Source organism: Alcaligenes sp. LTN-3 (genome assembly GCF_059735605.1).
Genome location: NZ_JCAPDN010000002.1, coordinates 529,625 through 548,361 on the forward strand (window position 1 = coordinate 529,625; position 18,737 = coordinate 548,361).

19 protein-coding genes are annotated in these 18,737 nt (G+C 55.2%); 16 read left to right on the top strand and 3 right to left on the bottom strand.

Features of this window, described 5'->3' with window-relative positions:
- The first annotated feature begins 102 nt into the window (after positions 1–102).
- The 13 genes from dacB to AC6I6N_RS10875 all read left to right on the top strand — a co-directional run bounded on the left by dacB (position 103) and on the right by AC6I6N_RS10875 (position 12,252).
- Positions 103–1,551: a D-alanyl-D-alanine carboxypeptidase/D-alanyl-D-alanine endopeptidase gene (gene dacB, locus AC6I6N_RS10815; RefSeq protein ID WP_094195688.1), complete on the top strand. Its 1,449-nt coding sequence runs from the start codon at positions 103–105 to the stop codon at positions 1,549–1,551.
- Between the two features lie 70 nt (positions 1,552–1,621).
- Complete coding sequence (gene upp / locus AC6I6N_RS10820) at positions 1,622–2,272, top strand: uracil phosphoribosyltransferase (RefSeq protein WP_042483245.1); 651 nt, start codon at positions 1,622–1,624, stop codon at positions 2,270–2,272.
- A gap of 102 nt (positions 2,273–2,374) precedes the next feature.
- On the top strand, positions 2,375–3,091 hold the full coding sequence (locus tag AC6I6N_RS10825; protein ID WP_108728758.1) for a hypothetical protein: 717 nt from the start codon (positions 2,375–2,377) through the stop codon (positions 3,089–3,091).
- Between the two features lie 145 nt (positions 3,092–3,236).
- Positions 3,237–3,554, top strand: coding sequence for an ElaB/YgaM/YqjD family protein (locus AC6I6N_RS10830; protein ID WP_094195690.1), 318 nt, complete (start codon positions 3,237–3,239; stop codon positions 3,552–3,554).
- A gap of 158 nt (positions 3,555–3,712) precedes the next feature.
- Positions 3,713–4,102 carry a phage holin family protein gene (locus AC6I6N_RS10835; RefSeq protein WP_094195691.1) on the top strand — a complete coding sequence of 130 codons (390 nt, stop codon included), beginning with the start codon at positions 3,713–3,715 and terminating at the stop codon, positions 4,100–4,102.
- Positions 4,099–4,488, top strand: a complete 390-nt coding sequence (locus tag AC6I6N_RS10840; RefSeq protein ID WP_094195692.1) for a hypothetical protein — start codon at positions 4,099–4,101, stop codon at positions 4,486–4,488. Before AC6I6N_RS10835 ends, AC6I6N_RS10840 begins: the two co-directional genes overlap by 4 nt.
- Positions 4,489–4,647: 159 nt before the next feature.
- Positions 4,648–5,526 carry a LysR substrate-binding domain-containing protein gene (locus tag AC6I6N_RS10845; protein ID WP_094195693.1) on the top strand — a complete coding sequence of 293 codons (879 nt, stop codon included), beginning with the start codon at positions 4,648–4,650 and terminating at the stop codon, positions 5,524–5,526.
- A 496-nt stretch (positions 5,527–6,022) separates the two neighbouring features.
- Positions 6,023–7,246 (top strand): aromatic ring-hydroxylating oxygenase subunit alpha, encoded by a 1,224-nt coding sequence (locus tag AC6I6N_RS10850; protein ID WP_094195694.1) that lies wholly within the window; start codon positions 6,023–6,025, stop codon positions 7,244–7,246.
- An 18-nt stretch (positions 7,247–7,264) separates the two neighbouring features.
- The gene (locus AC6I6N_RS10855) at positions 7,265–8,230 is read left to right on the top strand and encodes a PDR/VanB family oxidoreductase (RefSeq protein WP_249461200.1); all 966 of its coding nucleotides are present in this window, start codon (positions 7,265–7,267) and stop codon (positions 8,228–8,230) included.
- Between the two features lie 20 nt (positions 8,231–8,250).
- Positions 8,251–9,123: an NAD-dependent epimerase/dehydratase family protein gene (locus AC6I6N_RS10860; RefSeq protein WP_497943500.1), complete on the top strand. Its 873-nt coding sequence runs from the start codon at positions 8,251–8,253 to the stop codon at positions 9,121–9,123.
- Positions 9,124–9,170: 47 nt separating this feature from the next.
- Positions 9,171–9,785: an NAD-dependent dehydratase gene (locus AC6I6N_RS10865; protein ID WP_108728757.1), complete on the top strand. Its 615-nt coding sequence runs from the start codon at positions 9,171–9,173 to the stop codon at positions 9,783–9,785.
- Positions 9,786–9,794: 9 nt separating this feature from the next.
- Positions 9,795–10,961 (top strand): oxamate carbamoyltransferase subunit AllG family protein, encoded by a 1,167-nt coding sequence (locus AC6I6N_RS10870; protein ID WP_321277716.1) that lies wholly within the window; start codon positions 9,795–9,797, stop codon positions 10,959–10,961.
- Positions 10,942–12,252 (top strand): amidase, encoded by a 1,311-nt coding sequence (locus tag AC6I6N_RS10875; RefSeq protein ID WP_497943501.1) that lies wholly within the window; start codon positions 10,942–10,944, stop codon positions 12,250–12,252. The genes AC6I6N_RS10870 and AC6I6N_RS10875 overlap by 20 nt, the downstream gene beginning before the upstream one ends.
- Positions 12,253–12,312: 60 nt before the next feature.
- Here AC6I6N_RS10875 and AC6I6N_RS10880 read toward each other — a convergent pair whose 3' ends face one another.
- Both AC6I6N_RS10880 and AC6I6N_RS10885 read right to left on the bottom strand, forming a co-directional pair.
- The gene (locus tag AC6I6N_RS10880) at positions 12,313–12,747 is read right to left on the bottom strand and encodes a hypothetical protein (RefSeq protein WP_497943502.1); all 435 of its coding nucleotides are present in this window, start codon (positions 12,745–12,747) and stop codon (positions 12,313–12,315) included.
- Positions 12,748–12,994: 247 nt separating this feature from the next.
- A complete protein-coding gene (locus tag AC6I6N_RS10885) occupies positions 12,995–14,374 on the bottom strand; it encodes an MFS transporter (RefSeq protein WP_230019039.1) in 1,380 nt (459 codons plus the stop codon).
- Between the two features lie 306 nt (positions 14,375–14,680).
- On the opposite strand from AC6I6N_RS10885, the gene AC6I6N_RS10890 reads away from it, so the two are divergent.
- Together AC6I6N_RS10890 and gloA are read left to right on the top strand one after the other, a co-directional pair.
- On the top strand, positions 14,681–15,604 hold the full coding sequence (locus AC6I6N_RS10890; RefSeq protein WP_238988587.1) for a LysR family transcriptional regulator: 924 nt from the start codon (positions 14,681–14,683) through the stop codon (positions 15,602–15,604).
- A gap of 94 nt (positions 15,605–15,698) precedes the next feature.
- Complete coding sequence (gene gloA, locus AC6I6N_RS10895) at positions 15,699–16,115, top strand: lactoylglutathione lyase (RefSeq protein WP_230019040.1); 417 nt, start codon at positions 15,699–15,701, stop codon at positions 16,113–16,115.
- 124 nt (positions 16,116–16,239) lie between these two features.
- On the opposite strand, the gene AC6I6N_RS10900 is transcribed toward gloA, so the two are convergent.
- Positions 16,240–17,784, bottom strand: coding sequence for a UbiD family decarboxylase (locus AC6I6N_RS10900; protein WP_497943503.1), 1,545 nt, complete (start codon positions 17,782–17,784; stop codon positions 16,240–16,242).
- 96 nt (positions 17,785–17,880) lie between these two features.
- Between AC6I6N_RS10900 and AC6I6N_RS10905 the strand changes: the two genes are divergently transcribed.
- Positions 17,881–18,720: a lytic transglycosylase domain-containing protein gene (locus tag AC6I6N_RS10905; protein ID WP_094195701.1), complete on the top strand. Its 840-nt coding sequence runs from the start codon at positions 17,881–17,883 to the stop codon at positions 18,718–18,720.
- Positions 18,721–18,737: the final 17 nt, after the last annotated feature.

The window sequence follows — 18,737 nt, forward strand, 5'->3', positions numbered from 1 at the left end:
TTTTAACGCTTTGCCGCCAGATTGCTGAAACGGCCATATCCGTGGTGTTTTTCTTTCGGTATGCTTGGATCTTTCCTGAATTGATCTGTTGGAGACGAGGGCATGGGCGTTTTAAAGGCAAAGCCTGTTTTGAGTCGTTGCAAGCATGTGGCTTTGGCCACCTTGCTCATGGTGCAAGGCGCATCGCTAGCCCTGGCCCAGGCCTTGCCGCCCGAGCTGGCTTCGGTCTGGAATGCCAGCCGTTTGCCACAATCGTCCCTGTCCATCGTGGTGGACGAGGCTGATGGCCCGCGTCTGATTGGCGTCAACGCCCAAGAGCCGCGTAACCCTGCCTCGGTGATGAAACTGGTCAGCACCTGGGCTGGTCTGTCCGCTCTGGGGCCAGAATACACGTGGCGCACGACCTTGATGGCCCAGGATGGCCTGCAAGTGGACGAGCAAGGCACGCTGAAAGGGCCTTTGTATATCAAGGCCGGGGGCGATCCGTTTTTGACCGTGCCGCAGTTGTGGGACATGTTGCGCGAGCTCCGCTTGCGTGGGGTGAAGAATCTGACCGACGTTATTGTGGATCGTTCCATTTTCGGTAACGTCACCATTAATCCGGGCGACTTCGATAATGCGGGTGACCGTCCCTATAACGCCAGCCCGGACGCCATGATGGTAGGGCTGGGGGCGTCCCGCCTGGTGTTCCAACCCGATACCCAGGCGCGCAAATGGATTGCGATTATTGACCCGCCCCTGCCGGGTGTGCGCGTTCAGGGTGAAGTCGAGTGGTCGACGGCCACCTGCCCTGGTTCACCTGTAGTTGGAACCCAGATTCAGCCTGAAGCCGGTGGCATGGTGGTGCGTGTCAGTGGCAAGGCCGCTGCTTCTTGCGGTGAGTTCAGCGTGTACCGACTGGTGCATTCCCAAACCGAATTTTTCGACAAACTGTTTCGTAGCCTGTGGCGCGATCTGGGCGGCACCTTGGCCCGCGATATCAAGACAGGCCGCGTGCCTGCCCGTGCCCAGGCGATTACCTGGCATGACTCGCGGTCATTGTCTGATTTGATTCGCCTTGTTAATAAGCAAAGCAATAACGTGATGGCTCGGACCATTTTGCTGACCGTGGGCGCTGAGATGAGCGGTCCGGGTGCGACCGTCGCCAGTGGTGAACGGGCAGTCATGGGAGTATTAGGCCGTCAGGGTGTCAACACGGCTGGCTGGACGGTAGACAATGGCTCCGGTCTGTCGCGTAATGGACGCGTTACGGCGGGCGGGATGGCCGACATGCTGAAGGTTGCCTGGCGCTCGAACTGGATGCCCGAGTACATTTCCTCCTTCGCGATTTCCGGTGTGGATGGCACGGTGCGTTCGCGCTTGCGCGATGACGAGGTTCAGGGCCGTGCTCACCTGAAAACCGGCACACTGCGCGATAGTCGTGCGCTGGCCGGTTACGTGCTGGGAGCCAGCGGAAAGCGGTATATTGTTGTCATGATGGTCAATGACGAACGTTCTGCCGCTGCCCGGCCCTTTTTTGACTCGGTGGTGAAGTGGTTGGCAGTGCGTTAACGATCACGATAGTGCGGGCTGCTGTGCAGCAGCCCCGTTTTTAGTTAGTCCCTAATTTGATGAAGCAATCATGCCCATACACGAAATACGCCACCCTTTGATCCGCCATAAACTGGGTTTGATGCGCAAGGCAGATCTGAGCACAAAAAATTTCCGCGAAATGTCCCAGGAAATTGCTTCTTTGCTGACCTACGAGGCTTGCAAGGATTTGCCCTTGGAACCCACCACTATTGAAGGCTGGTGTGGCAATGTGGAAGTGGAAAAGCTGGCTGGTAAGAAAGTGACGGTTGTTCCCATCTTGCGCGCCGGTATTGGCATGTTGGACGGGGTGTTGAGCTTGATTCCCGGCGCCAAGGTCAGCGTGATCGGTATCGCCCGAAATGAAGAAACCTTTGAGGCCCAGACTTATCTGGAACGGTTGGTCGGTGAGCTGGACCAGCGCCTGGCCCTGATTATCGACCCCATGTTGGCCACCGGCGGCTCTATGGTTGCCACGATCGATCTGCTGAAAAAAGCGGGTTGCAAGAATATTCGTGCCCTGGTGCTGGTGGCGGCCCCTGAAGGCATCGCCACTCTTGAAAAACACCATCCTGACGTGCATATCTATACTGCGTCCATTGATCAGCATTTGGACGAACACGGTTATATCGTGCCGGGCCTGGGCGATGCGGGCGACCGTATTTTTGGTACGCGTCAGAAGGTTCAGGACGGCGAGGTGTAATTCCGGAACTTGTTGTGCTTTTTTACAATCCCTTGCCAGCATGGCAGGGGGGATAGGCATAATAAAGCGTTAAGTCTACGTTTCACTGAATCCAGAATGCATATGAAACTGAATGCTTGGATGGCTGCTCCTCTGTTGCTTACCTTGGGCCTGGGTTCGGCCCAGGCCGGCTTGTGTGACGTCCCCTTTATGCGTGACGGCGGTCAGGTGCAACTGACTGGCTCGGGTTTTCTGGCCTTGGGCGCTGATCTGGCGTTTTCTGATGTGAAAAAGCAGGGCGGCGATCAGTGCCAGGCTCGCGTACAGGGCAAGGCCAGCGTGGCCTTGGCGGGTTTGCCTGCCAGCAAGCCTAATATTGACTATGTCATGACCGTGCGCGATGGTCGCACCCGTTTCCAACGTGATGATGGCCGGGGTGGTCTGCAAGCCGTTCCAGGCTCGTTTGACCTGCGTTTGCTGGGGCTGTTCTCTTACGAACATGGTGGTCTGCAAGACGGACAGACTTTCCCCCGTCAGAGCTATCAGATCAATCTGGACAAGCGTAGCCAGGCCAATGTTCTGCGCATTCATACTGGTGCCAAGACGGTCGGCTCCCAACAATCCATACAGACTGCATTGGGCAATTACCAGTGCTGGCCTATTCGCTATCAACGCGAGATTGAGCCTACCCAGGCCAGTTTCAGTGGCATCAGCCTGCCTATTCCGGGAATCAATTCACAGGTTACCGATTGGTATTGTCCGGAGGTGCAGATGGTCATGAAGCAAGAAAGTATTCAGAACGGTGTACCGTCTACGGTAGAGGTAACCCAACTGAAGTAAGCTTGTGATGAATATCTCACAGGTTCACCGAGTATCTTTATCCTGAAAAGTGCGGGTTAAAGAATTTTGTGCGGCGCTGCTATGGCGCCATTCACTTGGCGATACGTATTTGTCGCGTGTCCCTTTCAACGGCAAGGAGTTATTTATGGCTACCAAGAAAAGTCTGGAAAACAGCGGAGACAAATTCATCGAGGAAGTGAAAGCGAGCTTGGATGAAGCAGAACAACTGATGCGTGAAGCAGCCGAAGCCACGGGCGACAAAGCCGGTGAATTGCGGGAAAAAGCCTTGCGCTCATTGCGTCTGACCCGGGATTCCTTGCACGATGCCCAGGAAGCGGTGGTTGATCACAGCCTGCGTGCAGCCAAAGCAACCGACAATTATGTCCACGACAAGCCCTGGCAAGCTATTGGCGTGGCCGGTATTGTGGGCCTGATGTTCGGCATGCTGATCAGTCGTCGTTAATCTGTCTGTGCTCTGCGCTGCGGGCCTTTCGTAGGGCTGCAGCAGCATAAAAAGCGACCCTGCCGATCTGGACTTTGCCGTCCAGATCGGCAGCCTTTTAGAAACCAGGCTCTTGTCCTTGCAGGTAAGGACAAGATGTCGCAGAGCAGGGATAAATCATGGCGCTTAGGCAAACTATCAGTCAGCTTGGTTCTACCTTGATAGGAGCTGTCAGTACTCGGCTGGAGCTGTTTGCTCTGGAGGCCGGCCAGCAAAAGGCGAGCCTGATCACTATTTTCACTATGGTGTTTGGCGCACTGCTGTTCTCCACTCTGGCGGTGCTGGTGTTCAGCTTGTTGCTGGCCTTGTACTTCTGGCCTACGGAGTATCGTTACTGGGCCTTGGGGGGACTGGTCGTTTTGTATGCCGGTTTGGGAGTGGGGCTTTTCCTGGCCGTACGTCGTCGTCTGACGACAGGTCCAATTCCTTTTTCAGCGACCTTGTCCGAGCTGCGTCGCGATGTCGCGTTTATTGAGCGCTTGAGGGATTCCGAGGGAGACGGGAAATGAGCACGAAGCAAGAGAGCATGTCCGCCCAGGAGCGGGCGGTGCGTATTGAACTGTTGCGAGTCCGCGCCTCCTTGGAGCGGCAGGCCATGTCGTCCCAGATCCATTCCCTGGGGGAAGATTTAAGCCCCGGCAACTTGTGGAACAGCGTCAAGCCGTCGGGTTTGAGCATGGGCGGTGTGGTGGCCAGTGCATTGTCCTTGTCACGCCGTTATCCGTTTCTGTTATCTGGTGCCTCGGCGGTGCTCAGTAGCTTTGGCGGGCGCTGGCTGCGTATCGGAGCCTTGGCTCTGGGAGCCTGGAAATTGTTTGATGCTTCCAAGTCGGCACGCGAGCAAGCACGCAATGTTCTGGTTCCGGTACGGCGCAAAACCGATGCGAACGAGTAAGTCTGTTTGTATTTTCAAAAACCGGCCCAGGCCGGTTTTTTTATGCGCGCTTGAGGGACCCCGTGTTCAGCCGACTGGTTTTTGAAGACGGCAAGGCTTATGCTCCGATAATAAATAATTTCAGAACAAAGCTAGCCACATCAGGAGACATAGCCCGTCATGCAGGTGCCATTACTGAATGCCTTAAGAACCTTTACGGTATCCGCGCAAAGGTTGAACTTCACCAAGGCGGCAGAAGACCTGCTGGTCTCTCCTTCGGCAGTCAGTCACCAGATCAAGGTGCTGGAGGAGTATCTGGGCTGCAAGCTGTTTCTGCGTAAAAACCGTTCCCTGGAGTTGACGGATCAGGGCCAGTTTTTGTTCGACCGTTTGCAACGGCCTTTTTACGAGATCAATCAGGCCTTGAGTGAATTGCGCATGCCGCACGGCAAGAGCCGCATCAATCTGTCCCTGCGGCCCTTTGTGTCCAGCATGTGGTTTACTGGGCAACTGGGGGATTTCTGGCTGAAGCATCCGGACATTGAAATCAACTTGCTTCACAGGTTGCAGGCACCGGACTTTTTCAGGGACAACATCAATTTTGCAATTGTCTGGGGCAAGCAGGGCGACTGGCCGCAGTTGCAGACCTTGCGCATCATTCCCGGCAATTTGACGCCTGTGTGTGCGCCGTCTTATTTGCAGGCGCATGGCCAGATCACATTTCCGGCGGATCTGAACCAGCATGTGCTGATTCACGAGGAAAATCAGCTTTGTTGGGAGCAGTGGTTACGCAAGGCGGCGGGGCAGGAGCTGACGGCCAAGAAGAGCTTTCACATTGATGACACCAATGTGCGCATGAATGCCGTCTTGAACGGCCAAGGGGTGATGCTGGGCTGTCCGGCCTTGCTGCAGCCTTTGATCGACAAGAAAGAGATCGTCCAGCTTTTCGATGTTTGCCTGGAAGAGTACGCCTATTTCCTGGCCTACCCCAAGGAGGCGAACCTTAGCCGACAGGAGCAGGAGTTTGTGGATTGGGTCGCGTCGATTGCAATTCGTTAGGCGGTAGTTGATTGGCGACGCCCCTATACTGCGTTCGGTGACTGGGCTTTCTTTGTTCTTTGCTGACCGTGTCGCTGTGCCTGCGTCTTTAAAAAACCTGCAAATATGCAGGTTTTTTTATGTATCGGCCTTCCCGAACCAGGCTGGATGCACATCGCACTTCGTTCATTGCTCATTTCTCATCGATCAGGGTGTGGAAACCCGATCTGACGCGCGTGGCTGGAGGTTTTATCAAGCTCCGCCTAGTTCTCACATCGCTCATACCTAGTCCCAAGTAGCTGACACGCAGTCCTCAATCGGACTTTACGTCGTCGAGAACGGCTTCATTTTGCAGTGTTTGCGATCCACCGCTTTCCCTTAGTCCAATTCAACAACAAAAAAAACTCATCGTTCCGTCAAATTTGCTCAATTTTCAAGGGTCGCTCCCTGTCGCATGATTGGCCTGACCTAATAAAAGCCATTCATGGTGCTCATGCAAACCAGAGGAGATATTGAGATGACTACCGCTCTACGCTCACCCATTGCGATTGAAGAATTTGACCGCAGCTACTTTCAACAGGAAACCGATGAGGTTTTCGCCTTGCCCCCCGAGTGTTTCAACTCAGAAGAGTTTTTCCAGTTTGAACTGAATGCCGTCTGGAAAAAACAGTGGTTCTGTGTGGGCCGTGCGACTGACATTCCCAATGCCGGTGACTTTTTCACCTTTGACGTAGGTAATGATGCGCTGTTCGCTATCCGCACTCGTGAAGGTGGCATCAATGTGCTATCCAACGTCTGTCGTCACCGCAATATGCTGTTGCTGGAAGGGGCAGGGAATGTGCGCCGTATCAGTTGCCCTTTGCACGCCTGGGTCTACAACATGGAAGGTGAACTGGTTTCCGCCCCTGGTCTGACTGATACCGGCGCCAGCTTTGACCCCAAGAGCGTCTGTCTGCCCAAAATCCGTGCCGAGGTTTGGGAAGGCTTCATCTTCATCAACTACGACGCCATGGCGCCTGCCTTGCATACCCGCCTGGGCAATTTGGGTAAGCAACTGGCGAACTACCGCATGTCCGAGTTGAAGTCCTCGGAGCCTCTGAAGATGGAGAGCTTCGACTGGAACTGGAAGATCTTCAATGACGAGTGCTACCACTGCAGCTTCCTGCACGCTTCGTCCTGGGGCGGCATGTACGAAACCAATCCGGATCGTGTCGATGAAACTGCTGTCTTTAATGACGTAGCCAATGGCATTGTGTCCTACAACCTGCTCTCCACCCACAAGGACGCCGCGCCGACGCATACCGGTTCCATCTTGCAGCCGCCCATGGATGGTCTGACCGATCAGGAGCGGACCCAGCTTTCTTACGTGACGGTGGCTCCTAACCTCTTGCTGGTGGCCATGCCCGATAAGGTGAAGTACTTCATGTGGCTACCCAAAAGCGCCAAGCAATCGACCTACGGCGTGTCCTGGATGTATCCGCAAGAAACACTGGAGCGCGAGGATCACAAAGAGAAGTTCGATCAGGAACACGATGATTTGTACCCCGTGATGATCGAGGATTTGTTTGCCTGGCGTCGTTCGCATCAGGGCATGCAATCGAACTTTGCTTCCCGTGGCCGCTTGACCAATGAAGAGCTGGTCATCAAGCGTTTGCAAAACTGGCTGATTGATCTGTACCGCGCCGAAGAGCGCCGTGCGGACGAGCAAAGCCGGGTATTGCCGATCCGAGCGATTGCCTAAGGGAGCAGGAGCAGCATCATGCAGCAAACTTTGCAAACACGCGTGCTGAAGAAAACCAGGCTGTCAGAGCGCGTTGTGGGTCTGACTCTGGGTTTGCAAAACGGGGGCGCGTTTCCCGTCTGGGAGCCAGGGGCGCACATTGAGCTGGAACTGGCGGTGTCGCAGACCGAGCCGCTTTACCGTCAGTATTCGCTGTGTGGCCAACAGGCCAATACCCGCGAATGGCAAATTGCCGTTCTGAAAGAGGATGCCGGGCGGGGCGGCTCTGCGTATATCCATGAGGTATTGCAGGAAGGTGATGCACTGGCCGTCAGCATTCCGAAAAATCACTTTCCCTTTGCTGCAAACAAGAAGTGCTTCTTTATTGCCGGGGGCATAGGCATCACGCCTATCGTGCCCATGGTCCAGGCCGCTGCGGCAGCGGGTCTGGACTGGCACTTGCTGTATCTGGCAAGAAACGCAGCGGATTTTATTTTTCTGCAAGAGCTGCAAGAAGTGGATGGCGCGCGTATCACCACGCATGCCTCCAATCAGGACGGTCTGTTTGATCTGCAAGGCGCATTGCAAGCGCTGGATGCGCAAACCGTCGTTTATTCCTGCGGTCCGCAGCCTTTGCTGACCGCCTTGGAAAACTATCAACAGGAACAGGCCGATATTGGCTGGCAACTGGTGCTGGAGCGCTTCTCGGTAGAGACCGATCCGGCCATGTTGCAAGGCAAGGGCTTTACCGTGACCCTGAAGAAGTCGGGCAAAAGCATCGCGGTAGCGGGGGATGAAACGATTCTGGCCGCCTTGAAACGGGAAGGCATACGGGTCAAGTGCTCATGCCAGAACGGCACCTGCGGCACCTGCGAGACCGTAGTGATTTCCGGCTTGCCGGAGCATCGGGATTTTGTGCTGTCGCCAGAAGAACGGCGGCTGAATGAAACCATGATGATCTGCGTTTCGCGCGCCTTGTCGGCTGAATTGGTTTTGGATCTATAACAATAAACAGGAGAAACACCATGAAGAAAGTGGTGGTTACAGGTGGCTCGGGCCGTGTGGGCTCGTACGTCGTACAGCAATTGATGCAGACCATGGATGTGGTCGTGGCGGATCTGAAACCCAGCCAGCATCAGGTTTCTTTTATTCAAACGGATGTGATGGATCTGGAGGCCGTGCGTGCGGCCACCAAAGATGCCGATGCCGTGATTCACCTGGCGGCGATTGATTTCGACTGGAAGGCTGCTGAGGAGCAGTACATCAACGTCAATGTGCGCGGCACCTGGCATGTGCTGCAAGCCTGTCGTGAAAACGGCGTCAAGAAAGTGGTGCTGTGTTCCAGTATTTCAGCCTGCGGTCTGTCGGAGATGCGCGCCGATTGGAAACCTCAGTATCTGCCTGTAGACGAGGCCCATGAAAACAAGCCTTATCAGGCCTACAGCGTCAGCAAGATTGTCATGGAGCAGATGGCAAAAAGCTTTAGCGATGCCGGTGATATGGAAGTGATCTGCCTGCGTCCGCTGGCTGTGGTGCTGCCGGAAACCATTGCCGAGTACATCCAGTTCGTTGACAGCCCGCAGCGTAACTGGCTGTTCTATTACATCTGGGCTGCGGATCTGGCGCGTGCTTTTGAGGCCGCCGTGAATCTGCAAGGTTTGCGCTACGGCGTGTTTTTCATCAGCGCAGACGATAGCTCCCACCCCTTGGCAACCACAGACTGGTATCAGCAGATTATTGGCCCTGTGCCTGAAATCAAGAACCCGCGCTGGTATCAGAATAATCCCCGTGCCTCTATTTTCAGCAGCCATGCGGCCAAGGAAATTCTGGGCTGGCAGCCGAGCACGGATTTTCAGCAACTGCGCCAGGAATACGCGGTGGAAAAAGACCTGGCGTGAAACGCCCAGGCTCCCATAACGAATACATTGAACACGGAGACTTGAGCATGACGGGAATTAAAACCGGCACCTTGGATTGGACGGGTGACAACCCTTTTATTTACTTGAAGACCGACCCTGAGCAGGACTGGTCGTCCTTGTCCCTGTACTTTCGCATTGCCAGCTCGGCGTATGGCAGCGGCCAGGCCATTCTGGTATTGGACAAGCCCTACGAGGACGGGCAGGACAGCGACGCACGTTTGCTGATTACAGACAACCAGCCTTTGGCCGAGTATCTGGTACGGGATTTTGTGCGCCATTTTGGCTTGTTTCGCAAGGCGGTGGCGCTGGATAAGTTGCAGGTCTTGGGTGACGGCGTTTTCCAGACGGTGAACCGTTTCCCTGAGCTGGTCAGCGAGTCTGTCTCCTCCGCCAGTGCAGGTCTGACGGTGGAATTGCAATGGCATCAAATGACGCAGCCCGCGATTTGTGTGGACCTGCCGCAAAGCCAGACCCAAACCCAGAAGCACGAAATGATGTGTGTATTCCATCCGGCGCAGCAAGCCAGAGTGCTGATCAATGGCAAGGCCTTGCCAGGCAACACCATAGAGCGAGACTTTAACGGCTCGCGTGCGCAGTCCGCCAGCCTGGCGAATAGTGAAACCTGGGTGCGCGTAGCGTAAGGAGACGATATGGCTCAGCATGTAGAGACGCAGGCCGTGATGCCAGCCTGGACGGGAGTCCGTCCCCTGCAATCCATTTTGCCCTCGCAAAGCCGCCTGGTCCTGCATGCCGGGCCACCGTTTCGGGATGCGCAGGAGCTGCCTGCCGCAATCCGAAATTCGGTTTTGATCGGCATTCTGTATGAGGGCTGGGCGGGCAACAAACAAGAGGCGCAAGCCTTGCTGGACGCAGGGGGCGTGCAACTGGCTCCCGCGCAGGATTACGGCGTGGTGGTGCCATTGGCCGGAGTCGTCACGCCGTCCATGTATTTGATTGAGGTCAGCGACAGCAATCAGCCCGAAAACAAGAAATACTCGGTGCTGAATGAAGGCATGCAGTGGTGCACCCGCCTGGGTATTTTTGCTGATGAAATGGTGCCGCATCTGCGTTGGCTGCATCAGGATTTGGGCGCACGGCTGGCTGCACAGTTTCAGGGGCCGGTAGATCTGGCCTCCATTGTCCAGGCTTCCTTGCTCAATGGTGATGATGGCCATGCTCGTACCATGCATGGCTCCAGGCAACTGGCCGACATTATTGTCTCCTGGGGCATTAATGACCAAGCCAGCCAGAGCTTTCTGTACGGTGCGATGGCCTGGGCCTTGAATTACTGGATGGCCGCCAGTGCCTTGATTCTGGCAAACCAGACGCCCGCTGATGGCGCGGATGCCATCGTTAAAGTCGGCGGCAATGGCTTGCGCTTTGGTCTGCAATTGGCCAGTTCGACAACTTGGTTGGTTACGGATGCCCCTGTTATTGCTGGCAATAAAGAACCCGGCAATGAACAGGCAAACGCGCTGGGAGCCTTGGGCGATAGTGCGGTGGTGGATTTTGTAGGGCTGGGTGGTCAGTGTCTGGATCTGGCCGGGATTAGTGCGAAGAATTTGCATGCCTTTTTGCCCTCGAACTACCTGACTCGTCAAAGCCTGTTTCTGAAAACCCGCTTGCCCTTTCTGGCCGGGCGCAATGGCATCAGTGATTTTGCGCAAGTGATTGCCAGCAATACCGGGCCTTTGGTGTTGCTGGGCATGATCGACGGTGCCGGAGAGCGCGGTCGTATTGGCGGTGGAGTGGCGACGGTGGATGCCTCTTTATTTCAAGCTCTCAAGGAGTGGCAGCATGAAACGACAGTGGTTTAAGCTGCCTTTGCATCAATTGCTGCACGCTCTGCATACGGGCGAAGCCAGTCTGCCGGAGATCGTGGCTTCCTTCTACGAGCGCATTGCCACACGCGATGACAAGATTGGTGCCTGGCAGTATCTGATTGATCAAGACGACTATCTGGCCGAGTACGAAAGCCGCAGCGATTTTTACAAGGCCTCGCCCTTGATGGGCCTGCCCTTTGCGGTCAAGGACGTAATTGATACGGCCGGTATTCCCACCACAATGGGCTCAGCCATTCACCAGGATCGGATTCCGGATATGGATGCTTCCTGCGTTACCGCGATGAAAGCGGCAGGGGGCATTTTGATGGGCAAGACGGTCACAACCGAGTTTGCTTACTTTCAGGCTGGCAAGACGAATAACCCGCATGATGCTGAACGTACACCCGGCGGCTCCTCCAGCGGCTCTGCTGCTGCCGTGGCCGATTTCATGGTGCCGGTAGCCTTCGGCACACAGACGGCGGCATCGGTCATACGGCCCGCATCCTACTGCGGCTGCATTGGCTATGTAGGCAGCAAGAACGAGTTTTCCTTGCGTAATATTCAACCGCTGGCGCAGTCGCTGGATTCTTTGGGCATACTCAGCAACGATGTGCTCGACACGCTCTTGCTGCGCAACATCCTGCTGCACAAACCCTTGAGTTTGAGCACGCCGGGAGCGCAGGCGGCTTGTGTGTTCGGTGTTTTCTCTGGGCAAGCATTGGGCGAAGTTCAGGGCAAGATGCTGGAGACCTTGCAGGCGTGCCAGAAGGATTTGTCGGAACAGGGACATACGTTGGTTGATTTCCCCTTGCAGGATGCCGTCGTTGAGTTGACGGCCTTGCATGCCCAGATCATGGCATATGAAGTGGCCCGGAATCTGGTGTACGAGCAACAGCAGCATGAAACCTTGAGTGCCCATATGCAGTCCTTGATGAGCACGGGTCTGGCTTTTCCCTACATGGAGTACATTGCTGCCTTGCAAAGAGCGGACACGCTCAAACAGGCAGTGTTGCAGTGGTTTGCAGATAGTGGGGCGGATTTCATTCTGGCGCCTGCGGCAGCCGGTGTTGCGCCTTATAAAACCGAAGGAACGGGGGCGCCATTCATGAGTCGTGCCTGGCAGTTATTGGGCTTGCCCGTGGTGTCCTTGCCTTTGGGTTATTTCCAGAAACTGCCCATGGGTTTGCAGTTGATTGGTAAACCGCATCAGGATGATGTTTTGCTTTTACAGGCGCGTCAGTTGCAGCAGCGCTTTTTAAATAGCAGCTCAGTGCTGACGGCGTAGTTTTCTTTTTTTTTAGGCGTCCTGTTTTTACAGGGCGCTTTTTTTTTAGGCTGCGTTTTTTTATAGTTTTGGCAGCAGATACTTTTCCAATAGCCATTTCAAACCATACAGCGCCCCGAAAATAATCGCGGCAATGGCCAGGAAATCCGCGCTGAAAACGCTTTGCTGTTTGTGGGACAGCTCCATATAGACGTGCTCGTCAGCGGGCCGGGCATAAGTCATGGGAACGGCAGCCTTGGGCAGAGTGGCTTGCAGGACGACATAGCTGCCATCGTCGGCCGCTTGCATCAGCAGCTCGTCTACCTGCGTGGGGGCCAGACCGTCGTGATGTCCTGGTTTGCACAGCTGCCGGGCTCCTTGGGCCCAGTTGTCACTGCTTTCGGGGCAGTAGGCCTGGATGCTGTAGCCATTGCTGAATTGAACCGTCAGCCACCCTTGGGCATGCGAGTTGGCGTCGCTGCTTACGGTTACGTTGGTGAGGCTGATGGTGGTCATGGTGCAAATTCCTTGGGCAGTGCAAGCGTATTCTTCTGCCTGCTTAAGGCAGGAGGTGAGTCTATATTTGACGCGGGCTATAGAAGGCTATTCTATAGAAGCCGGTATGGTAATACGGTTTCTGTATAGGCAGAATCAGCTTTATGTGAATTGCTTTTAATGTAAATCAATGCTCTTTTTCCATAAAAAAAACAGCCCTGTAAATCAGGGCTGTTGATGACGGAAAACCAGCGGGAATGGTGAGGGCTTAACTGGCGCTTGCCTTGCCCATGCTGACTGCCGGTTTGGCATCATGAGCCGGTTCGGTGTGATAGCGGCGTAAAGGCTTGTTGGCGGTTTCGGGCATCAGCACCGTCACCCAGAAAAAGCACAGAACCGCGACCACCGTGACATAAAACGCCGGGGCCAGATAGCTGCCTGTCTGCGCCGTCAGCCAGATGGCCAGGTACGGTGCAGTACCACCAAAAATCGCGAAGGTGATGTTGTAGCACATGCTGGAAGCGGTATAGCGCATGTCGGTAGGGAACATCTCCGAGAGCAGAGTGACGGCCACCACACTGGCTGCCACCTGACCAATACCGATAATCAGCATGCCGAAAATAGCGGCCTCCAAAGAAGCTCCCTTGCTGACGATCATATAGGCCGGAATGGTGAACAGCGCATGCCAGACAGCGGCAAATTGCATCATGCGACGGCGGCCCACCCGGTCCGAGATCACACCGGCAAGCGGGGTCAGGGCAGTGACGAACAGCAGGGCAACCATGTTCGCAGTCAGGGACTGGACGGAGGACAAGCCAATGACCGTGCGCAAGAAGGTGTTCATATAGGTAGAGAAAATGTAGAAGGACAGGGCGTACAGCACGATAAAGCCACCCAGCTTCACAATATTGGAACCCTCTGCCTTGAACACCTGGGAAGCGCTGTAGCTGAGCTGACCTTTCTTTTCCGCACGCATCTGCTGGAACTCGGGCGATTCGGCCAGGTGGTCGCGAATGAAAAAGGCCACGATGCCCATGGGAACGGCCAGCAGGAAGATGGTGCGCCAGCCCCAATCGCCCATGGCCTCGGTACCGACAATGGCGGCCAGACCGGCGCTGATCCCTGCTGCCAGTGCAAACGCAAAATAGGTGGCACCGGACATCGCCCAAGCGTAGGAGTTGCGTTTGTTCATGGGACTGTGTTCAACGGTGTAGATGGTGGCGCCGGTATATTCGCCACCGGCCGACAGCCCCTGAATACAGCGGATGATGATCAGCAGAACCGGAGCCCAGATGCCAATGCTGTCATAGGTTGGAATCAGACCAATGGCCGCGGTCGAGCCGGACATCAGCAAGACGGTCAGGGCCAGAATCTTCTTGCGGCCAATGCGGTCGCCCAGTCGGCCAAAGTAGATCCCGCCCAGGGGGCGAACAATAAAGGACACCAGAAATACTGCAAAGGTGGCCAGCAAGCCCGCCATCTTGTCTTCCGTGGGGAAGAAGTTTTGTGCAATGTACACGGCCATATAGCCGAACAAGGCAAAGTCGAACCATTCAACGATCGTACCGGCCGCTGAACCCATCATTACTTTCTTGATGTGACCCGTATCGGTATGTTCCGATTCGGCCACGGTGCTTTCCCTTTGCATACTTATGTCTCCTCAAGTATTGGGACTATCTGTTTTTTGAAATCAAACCCTGTGGGGGTAGCTGGTTTTTTTATTATTTATACGTGTCTGTCTTTTCTTGGTATTGGTTGAAAGCTCGGTTAGAGCATCGGCTGCAACAGGATGAGTTCCTCCTTTCTGTGGGGCTGGGCATCCGCTCCTGGCATGCTTGCAAAGCGCCATCCAGTGCGTGCTAGATAAGCTAATCCTCTGCAAATTGCTTGTCCATTCACTATTCGCGCACTATTATTGATCGCGATGTTATCAATCTAAAAAATGAGCGAAACCATGATTCCCGCACGCCTGGACTTGCATCACCTGCGCGCCTTTAAAACGGTGGCCGAACAGTTGCATTTCAAGAAGGCGGCGGAGCGGTTGCACATCACGCAACCGGGGCTGACGCGCATCATCAAAAAGCTGGAAGAGGACTTGCAGGTGGATCTGTTTGAACGCAGCACCCGCCAAGTCAGGCTGACAGCGGCAGGCTTTTTGCTGCTGCAGGAAATCGAGCAGGTTTTTGTGCATCTGGAGCGCGGTATCGAACTGGCCCAGAAAGCCAAGTTTGGCGATATCGGACACCTGATCATTGCCTATAACGACTACGCGGTGCAGGACGTGTTACCCAGAACGCTGGAGCACTTCAAGCAGCAGTATTCGAACATCACAACCGATTTGTTATATATGCCCACGCAGCAGCAAATTCAGGGCTTGCAGCAGGGCAGCCTGGACTTGGGCTTTGGCTTTGCTTTCTCTGATGATCCCGAGGAACTGGGCGTGCAGTGGAAGCCGGTCTGTCATGATGACCCTATCGTTCTTTTGCAGAGCGATCACCCTTTGGCAAAGGAAAAATCCATCCCCTTGGTGGAACTGGCCAATGAGCGTTTTGTGGTGGGCAGCAAGACGCATTGGCAGGTCTGGCGGCGCTATTTTTATTCACTGTGCCGACATGCCGGTTTTCATCCCAATTCCGTGCAGGAAGCCAGCACCATTACCGGCATCATGAGCATGGTGGCGGCCAATATTGGCATTGCTGTCTTATCGCAGTCCTTGCGCAAGTACGTACACCGTGATTTGGTGGCCATTGATCTGGACTTATCGGGGCAGCATCCGCAGTCCTTCATCAACATCATGTGGCAGGAAAGCAATGCCAATCCCTGTGTGCCTTTATTCATCCAGACCATCTCGTCGGAGCTGATGGCGGCCAGTGCGTAAGGCTTGAGTATTTCTCATGGACCCTTGATGAGCGGTCATGATGCAAGGGGGGCGGTTTTGCTACATTGCAATTTTCCACCCTCTGCCCCTCGCTATGAGCACTTCCGAAATACAGTTTGGCCTTGATCATGTCATGTTGCGCGTCCTGGATCTGGAACAATCCCTGGCGTTCTACCGCGATATTCTGGGCATGCATGTTGTGCGCCATACGGACTATGAGTCCGGCCGCTTCACCAATGTGTTTCTCAGTTTTGATCAGGGCACGCAGTCCAGTCTGGAGCTGACCTGGAACTGGGACCAAAAAGAGTCATATGAGAAGGGCGGGGCTTTTGGTCATCTGGCCTTGATGGTCCAGGACGTGCATCAGGCCGTGCGTTATCTGGAAGAGCAGGGCGTCAGGGTCAAGACGCCTCCCAAGCAGATGAATCACGGCAAACGCACGATTGCCTTTGTGCTTGACCCGGATGAGTACCTGATTGAGCTGGTGGAGCCACTGGCCTTGCCGACCTAGCGTCGGTTGTGGGCGCCGTGTGGGATGGCTCGCTTTGATGAGCTGAATAAAACAAAGACCATGCACCCTTGCGGTGATGGTCTTTGTTTGTTGTTGAATGCGCCGGATGAAGGTGCGTTCTGGTTTACAGCCCCAGCGATCCCCACATATCGTCCACTTTTTTCTTGGTGGCCTCATCCATCTTGATAGGCGTACCCCATTCGCGCTGGGTTTCTCCGGGCCACTTGTTGGTGGCATCCATGCCCATCTTGCCGCCTAGTCCCGAGACCGGCGAGGCAAAGTCCAGATAGTCGATAGGTGTGTTCTCCACCAGCACGGTGTCGCGCACCGGGTCCATACGGGTAGTCATGGCCCAGATCACTTCTTTCCAGTCACGCGTGTTCACATCCTCGTCCACCACGACGATGAACTTGGTGTACATGAACTGGCGCAAGATGCTCCAGACGCCAAACATCACGCGCTTGGCATGGCCTGCGTATTGCTTGCGAATCGACACGACGGCCAGGCGATAGCTGCAGCCTTCGGGTGGCAGGTAGAAATCCACAATTTCAGGCAATTGCTTGCGCAGGAGGGGCACAAAGACTTCGTTCAGTGCCACACCCAGAACGGCAGGTTCATCGGGTGGTTTGCCAGTGTAGGTGCTGTGGTAAATCGGATTACGGCGCATCGTGATGCGCTCGACGGTAAAGACCGGGAACCAGTCCTGCTCGTTGTAGTAGCCGGTGTGGTCGCCGTAAGGGCCTTCCAGTGCCATTTCATAGCTGCTGTCTGCGGGCGGTTTCATGCCTTCGGGCACGTCGGGGGCCAGAGCCTCCGGGTGATCACTGGGCAGGATATGGCCTTCCAGCACAATCTCGGCCCAGGCGGGCACGGATAGGTCGCTCCCCAAGGCTTTGGCCACTTCGGTGCGCGAGCCGCGTAGCAAACCGGCAAATTGGTATTCGGACAGGCTATCAGGCACGGGGGTGACTGCACCCAGAATAGTTGCAGGGTCAGTGCCCAGAGCCACAGCAATCGGGAAGGGTTTGCCGGGGTTGGTCAGGGCGTGATCGCGGAAATCCAGCGCCCCGCCTCGGTGGGACAACCAGCGCATGATCAGCTTGTTGCGGCCAATCAGTTGCTGGCGATAAATGCCCAGGTTCTGGCGTTTGGCATGGGGGCCTTTGGTAATCACCAAGCCCCAGGTCAGCAAGGGGGCCACGTCGCCGGGCCAGCACAGTTGCAAGGGGATCTGGTTCAGGTCCACATCCTTGCCTTCCAGCACTACTTCCTGACAAGCGGGAGAGCGAACGTTCTTGGGGCTCATATCCCACAGGGCGGACTTGAGCATGGACACTTTGGACAGCGCATCGCGCATTCCGGTGGGCGCTTGCGGCTCTTTCAGATTGGCCAGCAGTTCGCCAGTGTCGCGTAATGCCGACACATCCTGCGCGCCCATACCCCAGGCGACGCGTTGCGGCGTACCGAACAAATTGGCCAGGACAGGCATGGCAGCTTTAGCGCCTTGATGCTGGGCGTTCTCAAACAAAAGCGCCGGACCACCGGCACGTAGTACCCGGTCACTGATTTCAGTCATTTCCAGCGAGGTGGAAACTGGCTGCGTAATCCGCTTCAGATCGCCCTTGGCTTCCAACTGGGCAATAAAGTCTCTCAAGTCACGGTATTTCACAGAAGAACGGGGCTCCGCTTGCAGATATGTTTGGTTAAGACCTTGAACAGGTTCTAAGGTTAACATCGGGCAGTTAGCAATACTAAGGATGATCCCATGGGCTTCCAAGATATGGACTATGTACTTAGTCGCTCGGCCCGCACCCTGACGTATCGCATCGGCGAGTTCGTGCACGTATGTGCCATGTACCTGGGCATTGCCGTACTGGTCACGATCGCAGCTTGTGTGGTTGTGCCATCGATGCGCGCTCAGTTTAACCAGCTTTACACCGGTCTCGTGCAAACCCTGCGCCCTGAGGCGCTGAAATACGATGCGTACAGCCAGGCAGTCTGGCCTGCGGATAAAACTCAGCCCAACCTGTCGGAAGGAGGCGAAGACTTGAGTCAGGCGGAGCAGCAGCAAGCGGTCTCTACCTATCAGGGCTTCATGAAGAATCTGCGTGCGTCGGTCACCGGGCAGCCTATTGCCGGCGTCACGGCGGCTCAGCAGCAGGCTTTGCGCAGTTACCTGGCGCGCAAGTACAAGATTGCCTATTCGGTGGCGGGTGCTTTGATTCACACCGCTTTTATTGTGGGCAAGGAAAAGAACCTGGACCCGCAACTGATTCTGGCGGTGATTGCCATTGAGTCGCGCTACAACCCCTATGCAGAAAGCCATGTGGGTGCGCAGGGCCTGATGCAGGTGATGACCAAAGTCCATAAAGAGAAGTTTGATATCTATATGGAAGGCACGCTGGCCGTGCTTAGCCCGGAAGCGAATATTCGGGTGGGCGGGCAGATTCTGTCGGACTGCATCCGTCGCCGTGGGTCTTTGGAGGGGGGGTTGGCCTGTTATGTGGGAGCCACCGGTCCTAGCGATGGTGGTTATGGCGCGAAGGTACTGGCTGAACGCCGTCGTATTGCCTTGGCCTCGGGTATTCCGATTCGGGCACGCTAAGCAGTCTGGATAGAAAA